Genomic DNA, 13,566 nt, shown 5'->3' with positions numbered 1-13,566 from the left:
TCGTTCAACAACGTAATCGAGATCGTTCTCGAACGCAATGGTCAAAGCGAGCCCGTCGCGCGAGCTCAGTCAATTGCCGCTGGCGCGACCGTCTTCACAGGAGCATTGCTCGCTGCCGTCGCCAACCATCAGCATCACAACAGACAGTTTGACCGACAATTATCGGATATGTCACGGTGGCAACAGATGTAGATCGAAAGAGGAGCCCCGGTGTGCGCCGGCTCCCTCTCGATGTGCAGCGGTCTTGCTATACGAACAAAGTCATGACCGAGAGACTCGAAATCCTATGAAACCCGTTCTCCAAAAGAAAAGGATTCCACCGAGGGCACAGAGCTCCATGGGCACGGCTAGTTTACTTACACGAGTTTGTGCACCCGGTTAGACTGCCGTCAGCTCCGCAGTTGTTCGGCGGGGCTCCCCCCATGAACCGATCGGACATCCATTCGACCGCCGCTTTAGCACTTCTATCGGCAGCGAGCGCGTGCCCGACTTTCGGCATCATCACCAATTGGACCGGGTTGCCGGCCGCACAAAGCCGCTTTGCGTAGTGTTGGGTTACCCCGGGATCGACGGTGGTGTCGGCCTCCCCCTGCGCCAGAAAAATCGGGATATTGCCGGGGAGAATGCCGATTGTATTCTGGGCAAGCAGCGACCGCCAGGGTTGCAGGCTGGTCAGATTCTTGACCCGCAGAAAGCGCTGCTGAAGCTCTTTGCCGATCTCAGCCCGCGGCTTGATGTCAATAGGCGACTCTATGCAATCCTCGGCGAGGCGGTTGACCACAGGCCGTGCTGCTGGAAGGACGACATTGTCGATGGGCGCGCCGAAGACGCGTGCCCAGGACCACAACGTCATGGCGAGAAGGTTCTTGCCGCCCGGCGTCGCGAAATCATCGCACAGTAGGGTTCCTAGATCAGTCGCAGGTGCAGCCGCCGCAACCCCGACCAGGCGCAGCTCAGGCGCATATCGCTTCGCCAAAAGGCCAGCGTACAGAACGGCTTGGCCGCCTTGCGAGTGCCCCCAGACTGCAGCATTTGATCCGGCCTGCGCGCCCGATAGGTTTCGAGCCGCACGCACAGAATCTAGCACCGCGCGGCCTTCGCTCACTCCGACGAGATAAGGATGGGGACCGGGCGTGCCGAGACCCGGATAGTCGGTCGCCGTCACGATGTAGCCGTGCATTACCATGTCGCGCAGACCTTGTATCTGCTGGAACTTGAACAACGCGAGCGATGGCGCGCAGCGCGGGACAATGCCCGAGGTCGGATGCGCCCACGCCACAATCGGCCTTCCGGCGGCGGGCGCTGCTCCCGTCGGAACCACGATCGTGCCGGAGACTGCGATCGGTTCGCCCTTGAGCCCGGTCGATCTGTAGAGCACGCGGTAGGCTTTCGCCGAAAGGAAAAGGCCAGCGAACAGCTGCTCTTGCCGGATAATGGTTCCAGGGGGTCCCAGGACCTCTTGCGGCGAAGCCTGATAAAACGCGTCCTGCGCTCGCGCAGCGAGATTGCCAGCCAGCAACAGACATAAGGCAACGACGATGACGGCTGACCGCCTATTGGCCATGGTGATGAAAAGCGGGTTCATCTCGCAAACCTCATTTTCCGTTCCAGTAAATAGAAGTCCCACAACACGATACTGAACATCCGTCCCGCTCCGCCCGGTAGTTGATCAACTCGACATCTACCTGGCGCTCTTCCTGCAGCCCTGTGCGGATTTCGGCGACCGCGGCAGGCGAAGTAGCAGGACCTTGAAGAAGGCGACAGTTGCGTCCGAGCACTTCGTTCGCCTCGTAGCCTGTGAGGTTCAGAAAGGCCTGGTTCGCTAGCACAATTGGGTAATCGGGTTGGGTGGCATCCGTGACGACCATGGGCATTCGGGTCCGCTGAAATGCCGTGGCGGCCAATTTCTCTCGATCAAGCATCGCATCTTCTGTCATCGCGGCAGGGGTATCGCCGTGAACAGTGGAATGGCCTTCTTTGTGCATGGGTGATTCTCAATTGAAAGCAGCCATGTTGAACGCCGAGAGGCCCAAAACGTTTCACGACTCAGAGCGACAGTTCACTCAACTGCGGGAACACATCGCCGGGAAGTTTGTTGAAGCCGGCCCTACTCGAATGAGATGTCCATGAAGCGGAAGAAATCGACAGGATTGGCCGTCGGCGCGACCGGTTCGCCCACGCTTTCGAGAGCGGGCTTCCCCTCGGTTGAGCGACCAGGAGCATCCTCTCGTCTACCTGCCTCGGCTTTTGCCGCGCGGCTCATCGGACACGTCCAGGGAGCGGGACCTGACGGCTTGGTGTTCATCGCGCGGAGCGAAGGCCAGGCCGAGGAGGTTTCGACCGCTTTCAAATCCTTCATGCCGGATGTGCAAGTTATCCTACTGCCACCTTGGGACTGTCTTCCCTATGATCGGATCCAGCCATCGCGCGAAAGCATGGGAAGACGGGCCGCCGCGCTGGTCGGTATGTCTGAACAAGCAGGTCCTCGGGGTCGCTTGGTCGTCATGTCACCAGAGGCAGTACTCCAGCGTATACTACCCGTCGATGCCATCGCCCGCGGGTTCGTCACTCTCACCACCGGCGAGCCCCTGGAGATTGAGGCTTTTCGGGATCAGTTGCTGGCGTCCGGCTATCTGATGGATGACCGGGTCGACGAGCCCGGCGAGTTTGCATTGCTGGGTCAAGGTTTGGACGTTTTCCCTCCTGGTGCGCCACAGCCGTACCGAATCTTGTTGGAGAATGGCGCTATCGCCAGTATCCGCTCCTACGATCCGCTGAGCCAACGCACCGACACGCTCATCGAAGCCATCGTTCTCGCACCTTCAACGGAGTGTCTGCCTCATACAACTGAGGAAGCCTCCAAATCGGCGCAGAGTTTCGAAACGCGGATGTTGGGCGCAGGCGTCGAACTGGACAGCGTATTCGGTATACTGCCCACGTCTCGGATTGTTGTCGGTCCGGGCGTAGAAGAGCGTTTCGATGCCGCCATCGCGTTGATCGATGATGCCCGGCATGCCCGCGACAAGCAGATGGGAAGGAAGCCCACCGCTGAGCGATTTTACCTTAATCGCTCTGATTTGGACCCGGCAATCAAGCATCGTCGCGCCGAACTGGACCTGGATGGCGTCTCGGCAGTGCCTAACTTTGTCGTTGAGGTCAGTCCCTCCAAGGCGGCGGCGGAGTTCGTCCGCGACAAACAGGAGCAAGGCCAGCGGGTCGTACTGACTGGCACTTCCTCTGAACTTGGCCGTCTTGAGAAGGCGTTGGACCGTCGCACGAAGCTGGAAGTCGGCGTGGCCGAAAGCTGGACAAAGGCGCTCGATGGCAAGCCCGGCAGCGTCGTGAAATTCGAAGTCGATATAGATGGTGGCTTCGTCGATCAATCTGACAAAGTCGCCGTCTTGGCCACCGTGAATGTTCTCGGGACGCGTCTGAACGAGACCGACTTCCAAGCAGCGACGCTAGCGGAAGAAGCCGAATTGCGGATCGGCGACGTGGTCCTCCACGAAGATCACGGCATTGCGGTGCTGAGAGCCCTGGAACCAGTCGAGGTGAACAGCACGGTCACCGACACTGTCCGGCTCGAGTTTAACGGCGGCGCCACGCTTCTGGCGCCCGTCGAGGAATTCGGGCGCATCTGGCGCTACGGAGCGGATGAGGAAGCCGTCACCCTTGATCGGCTGAAGGGAGACGGCTGGGCAAGGCGCCGCCAGCAATTGGATGGCGAGATTGAAGAGGCCGCGCAACAGCTCATTCGGTTGGCGAACGAACGCGATGAAGGCGGAGCTCGCGTCATGAATCCGCCACGGGGCAGCTATGCTCGGTTCGCTGCCCGTTTCCCCTATCCTGAAACCACGGACCAGTCCGCGGCGATCGCCTCCGTGATCGACGATTTGTCGTCTGGCCGCGCGATGAACAGGCTGATCTGTGGCGATGTTGGCTTCGGCAAGACCGAGGTGGCGCTCCGCGCCGCGGCGATCGTCGCGCTGAATGGCGGACAGGTCGTCGTCGTCGCCCCGACCACAGTGCTGGCGCGCCAGCATTTCGAAACGTTCTCCCGGCGGTTTGAAAACATGGGAGTGAGTGTCGCGCTTCTTTCGCGCGTCGTGGGCGATGCCGAGGCAAAAAAGGTCAAGTCGGGCCTCGCCGACGGTTCAATCAGAATTGTCGTCGCAACACAGGCGATTGCTGCGAAGGACGTAGTTTTCAACGACCTGGCGTTACTGGTTATTGATGAGGAACATCGTTTTGGCGTCAAGCTGAAGCAGCAACTTCGCGCCCTTGCTTCCCGACTGCACGTGCTGTCGATGAGCGCCACGCCGATACCGCGCACGCTTGCGGCAGCCATGGTGGGTGTTCAGGAGGCCAGCCTTCTCGCCACGCCGCCGGCAAGACGGCGGCCCGTTCGAACCGAGCTGGCTCCTTTCGATGCCGCGTCGGTCAAGATGGCGTTGATCCGCGAGCATCGGCGGTCCGGTCAGAGTTTTTGTGTCGTCCCCAGGATCGAGGACATCGAACCGACAACAGACGTTTTGCGCCGTTTGGTGCCGGATCTCTCGCTTCTCGTTGCGCATGGTGACATGAAGGCGGCAGAGATGGACGAGGCGATGGTCGCCTTTGCAAATGGCAATGCCGACATACTCTTGTCGACCAACATCATCGAGAATGGGCTCGACGTGCCGCGCGCCAACACCATCGTCATTTTTCGCGCGGATCGGTTCGGCCTGGCGCAACTGCACCAGTTGCGAGGACGGGTCGGACGAGGCAGAGCGCAAGGCCACGCCTATCTGCTGACCGAGCCGGGCCAGGATATCTCCTCTGAAACGCGCTCACGACTCTCGACGCTTCTCGCATTCGACCGTCTAGGCTCCGGGCTTGCAATAAGCGCACGCGACCTCGACCTGCGGGGTGCCGGCGATCTGGTTGGCGAGGAACAGGCAGGTCATATGAAGCTGATCGGCTTGAGCCTCTATCAACGGCTGCTGGCGCTCGCGGTCGACAAGGCCCGCGGCAAGGATCGCTCGATCCTGAAGCCGGTGATTGATCTGGAGTTTTCAGGCACTCTTCCGAGCGCGTATGTTCCCGAACCGGTGGTCCGGCTCAACCTCTATTCCCGCCTGCAGCGGTTCGAGAGCATGGCCGAGATCGATGCTTTCGCGGACGAGCTTGAGGATCGGTTTGGGCCGCTGCCGCCTGAAGCGATCACGCTCCTTGATCTTGCGCGACTGAAGCTTTCCGCGGCCGCGGCCGGCATCGTCAAAATTGGGGCCGGACCTGTCGCGATTGCCATCGAGTTCGCGCGCGTCGACCCGCATGTTCGTGCCCGGCTGGAGAAGCGGCCCGACTGCACGCGAAAGGGCAATCGTTTTGTGGTTCGAATTGCCAGCAAACCTGGACCGGAGCGGCTCTCCGCGGCAGTGGACTTGGTGAAAGCATCGCTGGTGGGTAAGAAAGCTGAGGCAATCGGGGCAACGCAGGGCAAGAAACGCGAACCCGCGTCATCGTAGTACAGCGCCCGAAAACTGCCTGAGGATCCTCAACGCCTTGTCTGACCCAACCTAGGCCACAGCGCGCCGTCCTTGCGTCCAGCGGAACTAACATCAGGGTGGAGAATTGGGGCTCTGGTAGGAGCCTTTACGACGATCGATCATTCACTCGACTTCCTGAAGGCGATCATCGCGACGCCATCCCCAAGCGGCTTCGAGCAACCTGTCGCCAAGCTGCACCGAGACTACGTCGAACCATTTGCAGACAAGGTGACGACCGATGTCATGGGCAACGTTTCGGCGGTGATCAACCCCGAGGCGTCCATGCGGATCATGTATGCTGGGCACATGGATGAGATCGGATTTATTGTTCATTACATCCACGACGACGGTTTCCTGTTCTTCAATACGATCGGCGCACCGACGTCGCCACCGAGATCGGACAACGGGTCTGGGTCTATGGTAGCGAGCGGCTGCAAGGGATTATCGGGCGCAAAGCCATTCAGACCTTCAAACAGGCCGACAGCAGCCAAACGCCGTCGTTGAAGGATCTCTGGATCGATATTGGCGCGACCTCACGGGAGGAGGCTGAAACCGTCGTCAAAATCGGCAGTCCGGTCACATTGCAAGCCGAGTTTGCCCGGTTGATGGGTAATCGAGCCGTAGCTCGTGCTTTCGATAACAAGGCAGGTCTCTTCATTGGCGGCGAAGTCGTCCGCCGCTTAAGGGAAGAAGGCGGTCTGCATCCGGATGTCGGCCTCTACGCGCTGGGTACAGTGCAGGAAGAGATAGGTTTGCGGCGCGCCCAGACGACGGCAGCGTTCAATCTGCAGCCTCATACGGCACTGGCGATCGATATGGGGTTGCCATGGACTACCCACGTGCCAGACCCGAAGATCAGGGTCGTCTGGATTTGGGAAAGGGGCCCCGGGATTTCGCAAGGCCCCAGTACCAATCCCGTCGTGTTCGACCTGTTGAAAGCCGCAGCAGACGAGGACGGAATCCCTGACCAGCTCCAGGCCTATGGGGACAAAAGCCCGACCGACGCGCGTCTGATCCAAACGAATCGGGGCGGCGTGGCGACGGGGCTCCTCTCGGTGCCCTTGCGCTATAGGCACACGCCCTCCGAAGTAATTTGCATCGATGACGTGGAAGCGACCATCCGGCTGGTTTGCGAGTATTGTCGACGGGTCCGTCCGGATACTTGATTTCACACCGTGGTGAGCGGGTTATCGGCGGACGCGATGTAGGAATCGGTTCGGCCTTGATCGAAGCCTGCCTGTCCGAGCAGTCGTCGCATGGTCAAAGCGTTCTTGGGCGCGAAGCCTTCGTAATCGTTGTTGAAATAGACCCAGGCTCTCCGCGCGCCGCTTTTGCGTATCCGCTCGACCCACTCGATCAGCTCGCTGTCGGTGTAGTCGTGCCGGTACCAGCGCTCCGGGCCGTGCATTCGCACGTAGATCTCGTCGGCTGTGCGAACCAGAACGTCCGGAAGTCGGGGACCGCTGCAAGAGCAGAATATCGTGCCTTTCTCCCGGAAAGCGGAATAGACGGTCTCGTTCCACCAGCTTTTATGACGAAACTCCACGACGTTGCGGCGTGTGTGATCAAGCTGGCCGAGAATGGCGATGAGCCTTTCCTCGGTGAAATGATAGCTCGGCGGGAGTTGGAATAGGAAACAGCCCATCCGTTCGCTAAGGATGTCAGCAATCAGTCCAAAGTCCTTGACCAGGGTCTCGGTGTCCTCGAACTTCCTGATATGTGTGATCAACTCACAGACCTTTACGGTGTAGACGAACGTGCGCGATCCTGGCTGACGAAGCCAGCTTTTGACGTTTGCGACGGTCGGCCAGGAATAGAAGGATGCGTTTATCTCGACCGTGTCGAACTGCTGCGCATAATGATTGAACCATTCAGATGTCGACATCTCGGCCGCATAGAAATTCCCGCGCCATTTCCAGTAGAACCATCCGGAGCAGCCGACATAATACGAGTTCGCCAGTTGCGTAGGTGAGCTGCCCGGCTCTTTCGCCGCCAAGCGCGCGAGGTGCATTTTCTCCGCGCGCCCAATGTTGTCGGCGCGCTGCTTTTCACGGCGCAGCCGGCGGCGCTCGCGTCGCTCTTCGAGCCCAATTTCTCTCTTCGCGGCGCTGATGCCCATTGCATGACCTCTGCCCTCTCAACGGGAATAGGGCCAATAGCTCCGAGTTGTCTTACCTCAACTGGTCGAACGTACACTGGCGAGGCGCCTTGTCCGGTCGCCACCGCAGCAGCTTCGTGCCATGCCGGAAACGGTTGCCTGTCACATGATCGAAACGGACCTCGACGACCAGTTCCGGCCGCAGCGGCTCCCATTCGCTACTGCGCTCCGTGCTCCAGCGGCTCGGCCCGCCAGGCGCGTTGCCCGTGAAACCTGGCGATTCGCGCAATGCCTCCAGACGGCCGGTCAGCGCGGCCCGTTCGTCGTTGGAAATAGTCGAGGTGAAGCCGACGTGGTCGAGCTTGCCGTCCTCGTCATAGAGACCGAGCAGCAAGGATCCTACTTCACGCCTCTCCGCAAGATAGCGGAAGCCGCCGACGACGCAGTCGGCCGTCCGCATCCGCTTAACCTTCACCATGGCTCGCTCGCCAGGCAGATATGGACCGTCGAGCTGCTTCGCGATCACACCGTCGGTCTTGCCGTCTGAGTCCCGCAGCCACTTTTGGGCCTGTTTTAAGTCCAAAGTCGCAGGAGAAAGTTCGATACCCGCGTTTCCTATGGATTTGACCAACGCCTCCAGCGCGGCACGTCTCTCGCAGAGCGGCCGGTCGGTGAGAATCTGTCCGGTTTGATCAGCCAGCATATCGAACAGCATCAGCTTGGCGGGCGTCTCGGCCGCAAGTTTGCGAATGCGGCTTTCGGCCGGATGAAGACGCATCTGTAAGGCGTCAAAGGAATACTCGCCGCAGCATCCGATCAGGATCTCGCCGTCGATGACGATTTGCGCCCCCGACAGGTTGCGTAAGAATTCGACAAGCTCAGGAAAATACCGTGCGAGCGGCTTTCCGGACTTGGCGCGGATGTCGACCGCATCGCCAGCCTTGAACGCCAGGCAGCGAAATCCGTCCCACTTGGGCTCGTATTGCCAGACACCCTGATCATCCGGGATGGCGTCAGCACGTTTGGCTTCCATGGGAGCCGTGTCGGTCGGCAGGGGAAATGGGGCCGAGGTGCTCATCTGTCGTCCGCGCTCAGCGAGGTGCTTTCCAAAGGTCGATAAGCGGACCGTCGCCACCGTAGACGGGATCCTGTCGGGGTTTCGCGACTTTCGGAACGGTCTTGACCGCGCAGGCATGGTCTTCGCTGCTGCTGCATTCGTTGTAGGTCCCGTCCGGCGGATAGGCGCCGACGACCAAAAAGTCGTCGCTGGCGTCGAGACACTCGTGGCCCGTGCCCGCCGGCAAGATGGCGACGTCGCCTGCCTTGATTGTCAGAGAGCGCCCACGCTTGCCGCCGAACTGCACCTTCCCCGTTCCACGCGCGATCCCAAGGACCTCATGAATACGGGAATGGTAATGCACATAGTCGTAGATGCCGTTTCGCCAGGACCCTTGCCAGCCATTGCGTGCGAAGAGGTCCTCAAAGATTGCGGCCGGATCGAAATCGGCAGGCAACATCGCCACGCCGCGATAGACGATCAGCGGCCATGACGGGTGGTTGGGAATGATGCCGTCATCCTCGAAACCGAAAGTGTTCGCCTTGGGCGAGCGGACCAACCGATCGAAATCGTCGCTCGAGGGCCGCTGCCAGCCCGTCATCTTCTCGACGATCTTCTTTGCGCTTTCGAGTATGGACATCATGTCTCTCCGGTCGGCGCGTCGACTGGGCGGAGAGGGGCGACCGCAGGGCCGTTGAGTACGGTCCCATCGGAAGCAAAATGCGACCCGTGACAGGAGCAGTCCCAGCACTGCTCGGTGGAATTCCAGGCCACTTCGCATCCGGAATGCGTGCAGACGGCTGAATGAAGATGAAGCTTTCCGCCCATGTCGCGGCAAGCGGCGATTTTGTGGAGGCCTTCGCGAAGAATCCCCCCTTGTCCAGACGCCAGCTCGTCCGGTGACTTCAATTCGCCCGGCAGCAGATAGCGGCCGAGATTTTTGACTGCGGACAGGTTTTCCCGAACATAGTTAAGTACGCCGGAGGGCGTTTTGCGCGATGGCGCATAAACCGACGTCCACGGGTTCTCGTTACCCAAGATTAGGTCCCTGACGAGCAGGCCGGAAAGCGCGCCATGCGTCATGCCCTGCCCGGAGTCGCCGGTGACAACATAGACTGACTTGCTGTCGGGATTGAGCCCGATGAAGGCGCAGTAGTCGATCGTGTCGAGGACCTGCCCCGACCAGCGGTTCACCTTTTTGCCGAGGGTCGGAATGAGGGCACGGATCCATGCCTCGACCGCCTCGAAACGTATGTCGCCATCGTCGGCTTCGCCGGATTTGTGATCGGCGCCACCGGCGATCAGATAATCGACTGAGCCCGGACCGGGATTGATCCGTACGTAGTGATAGGGGTCGCCGGTATCCCAGAACAGCGCATCGGGCAGATCGCCGCGCGGTAAGGCGAAGGCCATCGCATAAGTGCGATAGGGCGACATTTTGGTGTGCAGTTCGAAGCGATCGTTGATCGGCGAGTTTGTGGCGACAACGGCAGTCGCCGCTTCAATCACACCACCGTTTTCGGTCGAGACGCGCACTCCGCCCTCCGGCAATTCTTCAACCGAGATCACGGGGCTGTTGGCGAAGATGCGTCCGCCTTTGTCGCGGATTGCCGTGGACAATCCCCGGAGATATCGCAGCGGATGGAAGGTCGCCTGATTGGCGTAACGAAGCACAGGCGCCTTTTCGAAACCTTTGAGCGGCACGCCGGTGACCAGTTCCGCGGCCGCGCCAACCTTTTGGGCGGCCTCGAATTCCTCCTGTCGCTGATCGCGGGCCTCCTTGGGGTCCACCCCCATCGCCGGAAACAGAAAGGCGTCCAGCCTGCGGAAATTGCAATCTATCCCCAACTCGGCAACGTTCTGCTCGATGCGCGCTACCGCTGCCTCCTGGCTTTTCTGAAATAGTGTCGCCGTCTCTTCGCCGCGCAAGTTGATCAGCGCGCTCAGGCCGTCGTCGCAAATTGGCGCCAAGTGCGCCGTGGTCCGCGATGTCATGCCGCCGGCGATCGGGCCGCGATCGATGACCATCACCTTTTGACCGACGCTGGCAAGCTCGTAGGCCACTGACAACCCGGCGATCCCGGACCCGATGATGACGGTGTCGCAGCTCTCTTTGCCGCTGAATCGCGGCGCATCACGATAGACGTCGACCTTCATCCAGAGCGATCGGGTTTGTTCGTCAAGCGCGTTCATGCCGATACCTTCGGACCACTGCCGGTCAACCGGACGCCTTCTGGTTGACCTTTCGTTCGGCGATCGTGGTCAGCTTCTTGTCGGCCGCCTTCTCCTCGCTGAGTGTCGTGGTGAGAAGCCGTGCGACAGCCTCATTGCCGCTCTCCTGCGCCCAGGCGATCAAGGTTCCGTAGCGGGTGATCTCGTAGTGTTCGACTGCTTGCGCCGCAGTGATCAAGGCCGCGTCGAGCACCTTTTCCTCCGCAACGTTGCTGGCAATCTCATTTGCTTCCTTGATGATGCCGTCGATCGCAGGGCAGGTCGTTCCCTTGGGCTTTTCGCCGATCAGCTCGAAGGCCTGCTCAAGGCGCTTGACGTGTTTTTCGGTCTCGGTCAGGTGCGTTTTGAAAGCGTCTGTCAGGTCCCGGTTGGTCGCTTTTTCCGCCATGTCGGGCAGTGCCTTCAAAATCTGCTTCTCCGCATAATAGATGTCCTGCAAGACGTGCAGGAACAGATCGTCCATCGTCTTAATGTCTTTCGTGAACAGCCCCACGGCGCGCTCCTTGTTTTGCGTTTCTGGAAGATCTGTTAAGAACGCGCGAATCTACCAGCCGTTCCGGTCCCCTTCGATCCGACGAATGAGTGTCGGCCCTGCCGTCTTCTTGCGATAAAGGTATGCGGGTTTCGGCTTTGATCAGGCGGAAGAAGGCAGGTCGATAGGCGCGACCGGAAGCGCGCGCTTGTGCGCGGTGCTCGAATACATGTGAAGTATCCGTCTGTAAGCTGCGTCGTCGACCTGTCGGCCTTCCAGGAAATCGTCGATCTGATCGTACGTAACACCATAGGCATCTTCATCTGGACGAAGCGGGACTAGGTTTTCGAGATCTGCCGTCGGCACCTTGGCGACGAGATCCGGCGGAGCACCCAAATGCGCGGCCAAGGCGCGAACTCTGCGTTTGTTGAGCCCTGAAAGAGGAAGGATGTCGGCGGCCCCGTCGCCAAATTTCGTGAAAAAGCCCATCAATGCCTCGGCGGCGTGGTCGGTGCCGATGACCAGCCCCCGGTTCGCGCCGGCGAGTGCGAACTGGGCGATCATACGCTGACGCGCCTTGATGTTGCCGAGCAGGAAATCCTCGCGTCCCGCGTCACCGAGATCCGTGCCGGATCGCTTGATCGAACCCAGCATGGCGTCGGTGGCCGGCTTGATGTCGACACGGCGCACTTCGTCGGCCTGTATCGTGTCCAAGGCCCGCTGCGCGTCGCTCTCGTCGGCTTGGGCGCCGTAGGGCAGCCGAATGGCCAAGAACTTTGCCTCGTATCCCGTCGCTCGCAACCTATCGACAGCGCGTTGAGCAAGAAGCGCAGCAGCTAGGGAATCGACTCCGCCGCTGATCCCAAGCACATAACTGCAAAGACCCGACGCCCGCAGATAGGCAGCGAGAAATTCGATACGCCGATGCGCTTCCCGTTTGACGTCGAAGCTTGGAGCCACGCCCAAGGCATCGACAATCAGTTTCTGTTGGGTCATGCGGCTGCGCTCCTGACGTTAAAGCATTCCATCTATCCGCGCCGCCACGAGGTCGGCGGCGGTCACCGTTTCGACCTGCATGCCAAAGCGACTTTCATAGATTTCGATCATGGCGTCATGGGTAGAGTCTGCCCCCGAACAGATCGCGTCCGCGACTATGATGACGCGGTAGCCGAGGTCGATGGCGCCCATGACGGTGGCGAGCACGCAAACCTCCGTCTCGGCGCCGGACACTATAAGCGTATCGACGCCAGCCGACTGAAGCCGCGCATGCAGAGATCCGTGCCATGCCGACATAACAGATTTGTCCTCGATCCTGGCTGGCGGCACGAAGCGGGACAGGTCGGGGACTAGATCAATGAGTCCTGGGTCGAGCCGGGTACGCGTCATCGAATCCCATTTGCGCCAATACCGGCGCCAGGCGCCGCCGATATCGTCCGAAGATCGTGGAGGAATAAAGCGGGTGAAGATTGTCCGTGCTGGGTCAACTTCGACGACGGCGATGACGTTGGGCAAGACGCGCTCCATCCAGGGAGTGTGCCATTCCGTCGGCTCCGCGAACATCCGTTGCATGTCGATGCAAAGGTGAACCCAGCGCCCTCGAAGCGGTCCAAAGCGCAGGCCTTCCTCCAATTTCGTCAAGGTTGGGCAGCCTTTCTGACCACACTCTCCGCCTCGGTCCTGTCCAGACGACCGACGACCTTTGCTTGCTTGCCGTCGGCAGTTTGATAGGCGACGAGAAAATCCTCGATGTCTTTCAGCTCAGCCGCCGGCATATCCGACAGTTCAAAGGGCGGGCGATCCTGGTGCAGTAGAAGCGGCACAGCAAGCAAGCGGTCGTTGCGGACGGCTTTGCCCTCTTTCGTCTCCTCCATCGCAATGCCACCGAGAAGCCGGCATCGAACTAGCGAGCCCGTGGGAAGATCAGCGTCGGTCACCAGCAATACGTCCAGCGGATCGGCATCCTCCGCCTTCGTCGAAGGAAAGAAGCCAAACGGGAATGGAAAGGCGAAACCCATGGCGAGCAACTTCTTCGCTCGAAACAAGCCGGTCTCGGGGTCGAAGGCGAATTTGCTACGGCTGCCCTTTGGAGTTTCCACGACGACGTTGTAGCCGTCAGGCGCATGCAGCGAGATCTTGTCGATTTCGATTGTCATTTCGCACATAACTCCGATCGAGGCCC

13 protein-coding genes are annotated in these 13,566 nt (G+C 60.0%); 3 read left to right on the top strand and 10 right to left on the bottom strand.

The window, feature by feature from the left end:
- Positions 1-352: 352 nt before the first annotated feature.
- Positions 353-1,585 (bottom strand): alpha/beta fold hydrolase, encoded by a 1,233-nt coding sequence (locus LB533_RS14170; protein WP_224677412.1) that lies wholly within the window; start codon positions 1,583-1,585, stop codon positions 353-355.
- Between the two features lie 10 nt (positions 1,586-1,595).
- Positions 1,596-1,985 (bottom strand): PAS domain-containing protein, encoded by a 390-nt coding sequence (locus tag LB533_RS14165; protein WP_263487511.1) that lies wholly within the window; start codon positions 1,983-1,985, stop codon positions 1,596-1,598.
- A 141-nt stretch (positions 1,986-2,126) separates the two neighbouring features.
- On the opposite strand from LB533_RS14165, the gene LB533_RS14160 reads away from it, so the two are divergent.
- The 3 genes from LB533_RS14160 (at position 2,127) to LB533_RS14155 (ending at position 6,694) form a co-directional block, all read left to right on the top strand.
- Complete coding sequence (locus tag LB533_RS14160) at positions 2,127-5,507, top strand: DEAD/DEAH box helicase (RefSeq protein WP_224677411.1); 3,381 nt, start codon at positions 2,127-2,129, stop codon at positions 5,505-5,507.
- A gap of 72 nt (positions 5,508-5,579) precedes the next feature.
- Positions 5,580-6,032 carry a hypothetical protein gene (locus tag LB533_RS29875; RefSeq protein ID WP_263487510.1) on the top strand — a complete coding sequence of 151 codons (453 nt, stop codon included), beginning with the start codon at positions 5,580-5,582 and terminating at the stop codon, positions 6,030-6,032.
- Positions 5,924-6,694, top strand: coding sequence for a M20/M25/M40 family metallo-hydrolase (locus LB533_RS14155; RefSeq protein WP_318012441.1), 771 nt, complete (start codon positions 5,924-5,926; stop codon positions 6,692-6,694). Before LB533_RS29875 ends, LB533_RS14155 begins: the two co-directional genes overlap by 109 nt.
- Before the next feature lie 2 nt (positions 6,695-6,696).
- Here LB533_RS14155 and LB533_RS14150 read toward each other — a convergent pair whose 3' ends face one another.
- The 8 genes from LB533_RS14150 to LB533_RS14115 form a co-directional block, all read right to left on the bottom strand.
- The gene (locus LB533_RS14150; protein WP_224677410.1) at positions 6,697-7,647 is read right to left on the bottom strand and encodes a DUF72 domain-containing protein; all 951 of its coding nucleotides are present in this window, start codon (positions 7,645-7,647) and stop codon (positions 6,697-6,699) included.
- A 52-nt stretch (positions 7,648-7,699) separates the two neighbouring features.
- Positions 7,700-8,704: an ATP-dependent DNA ligase gene (locus LB533_RS14145; RefSeq protein ID WP_224677409.1), complete on the bottom strand. Its 1,005-nt coding sequence runs from the start codon at positions 8,702-8,704 to the stop codon at positions 7,700-7,702.
- A 13-nt stretch (positions 8,705-8,717) separates the two neighbouring features.
- On the bottom strand, positions 8,718-9,323 hold the full coding sequence (locus LB533_RS14140) for a cupin (protein ID WP_224677408.1): 606 nt from the start codon (positions 9,321-9,323) through the stop codon (positions 8,718-8,720).
- Positions 9,323-10,876 carry an FAD-dependent oxidoreductase gene (locus LB533_RS14135; protein WP_224677407.1) on the bottom strand — a complete coding sequence of 518 codons (1,554 nt, stop codon included), beginning with the start codon at positions 10,874-10,876 and terminating at the stop codon, positions 9,323-9,325. The genes LB533_RS14140 and LB533_RS14135 overlap by 1 nt, the downstream gene beginning before the upstream one ends.
- A 25-nt stretch (positions 10,877-10,901) precedes the next feature.
- Entirely contained in the window at positions 10,902-11,408 is a 507-nt protein-coding gene (locus tag LB533_RS14130) for a ferritin-like domain-containing protein (protein ID WP_140642380.1), read from the bottom strand.
- A gap of 141 nt (positions 11,409-11,549) precedes the next feature.
- The gene (nadE, locus tag LB533_RS14125; protein WP_224677406.1) at positions 11,550-12,383 is read right to left on the bottom strand and encodes an ammonia-dependent NAD(+) synthetase; all 834 of its coding nucleotides are present in this window, start codon (positions 12,381-12,383) and stop codon (positions 11,550-11,552) included.
- Positions 12,384-12,401: 18 nt separating this feature from the next.
- Positions 12,402-13,016 (bottom strand): cysteine hydrolase family protein, encoded by a 615-nt coding sequence (locus tag LB533_RS14120; RefSeq protein ID WP_224557416.1) that lies wholly within the window; start codon positions 13,014-13,016, stop codon positions 12,402-12,404.
- Positions 13,017-13,021: 5 nt separating this feature from the next.
- Complete coding sequence (locus tag LB533_RS14115; protein ID WP_224677405.1) at positions 13,022-13,540, bottom strand: inorganic diphosphatase; 519 nt, start codon at positions 13,538-13,540, stop codon at positions 13,022-13,024.
- Positions 13,541-13,566 lie beyond the last annotated feature (26 nt).

Origin of the sequence: Mesorhizobium sp. BR1-1-13, assembly GCF_020165515.1 — a bacterium.
Classification (GTDB): Bacteria; Pseudomonadota; Alphaproteobacteria; order Rhizobiales; family Rhizobiaceae; genus Mesorhizobium.
Note: the sequence above shows the minus strand (reverse complement) of the source record. Positions and strands in the feature narration are given on the sequence as shown.

What these genes read in the sequence shown, in the direction of transcription:
- LB533_RS14170 (WP_224677412.1), bottom strand. Translation starts at nt 1,585, where the DNA reads ATGAACCCGCTTTTCATCACCATGGCCAATAGGCGGTCAGCCGTCATC.
- LB533_RS14165 (WP_263487511.1), bottom strand. Translation starts at nt 1,985, where the DNA reads ATGCACAAAGAAGGCCATTCCACTGTTCACGGCGATACCCCTGCCGCG.
- LB533_RS14160 (WP_224677411.1), top strand. Translation starts at nt 2,127, where the DNA reads ATGAAGCGGAAGAAATCGACAGGATTGGCCGTCGGCGCGACCGGTTCG.
- LB533_RS14150 (WP_224677410.1), bottom strand. Translation starts at nt 7,647, where the DNA reads ATGGGCATCAGCGCCGCGAAGAGAGAAATTGGGCTCGAAGAGCGACGC.
- LB533_RS14145 (WP_224677409.1), bottom strand. Translation starts at nt 8,704, where the DNA reads ATGAGCACCTCGGCCCCATTTCCCCTGCCGACCGACACGGCTCCCATG.
- LB533_RS14140 (WP_224677408.1), bottom strand. Translation starts at nt 9,323, where the DNA reads ATGTCCATACTCGAAAGCGCAAAGAAGATCGTCGAGAAGATGACGGGC.
- LB533_RS14135 (WP_224677407.1), bottom strand. Translation starts at nt 10,876, where the DNA reads ATGAACGCGCTTGACGAACAAACCCGATCGCTCTGGATGAAGGTCGAC.
- nadE (WP_224677406.1), bottom strand. Translation starts at nt 12,383, where the DNA reads ATGACCCAACAGAAACTGATTGTCGATGCCTTGGGCGTGGCTCCAAGC.
- LB533_RS14115 (WP_224677405.1), bottom strand. Translation starts at nt 13,540, where the DNA reads ATGACAATCGAAATCGACAAGATCTCGCTGCATGCGCCTGACGGCTAC.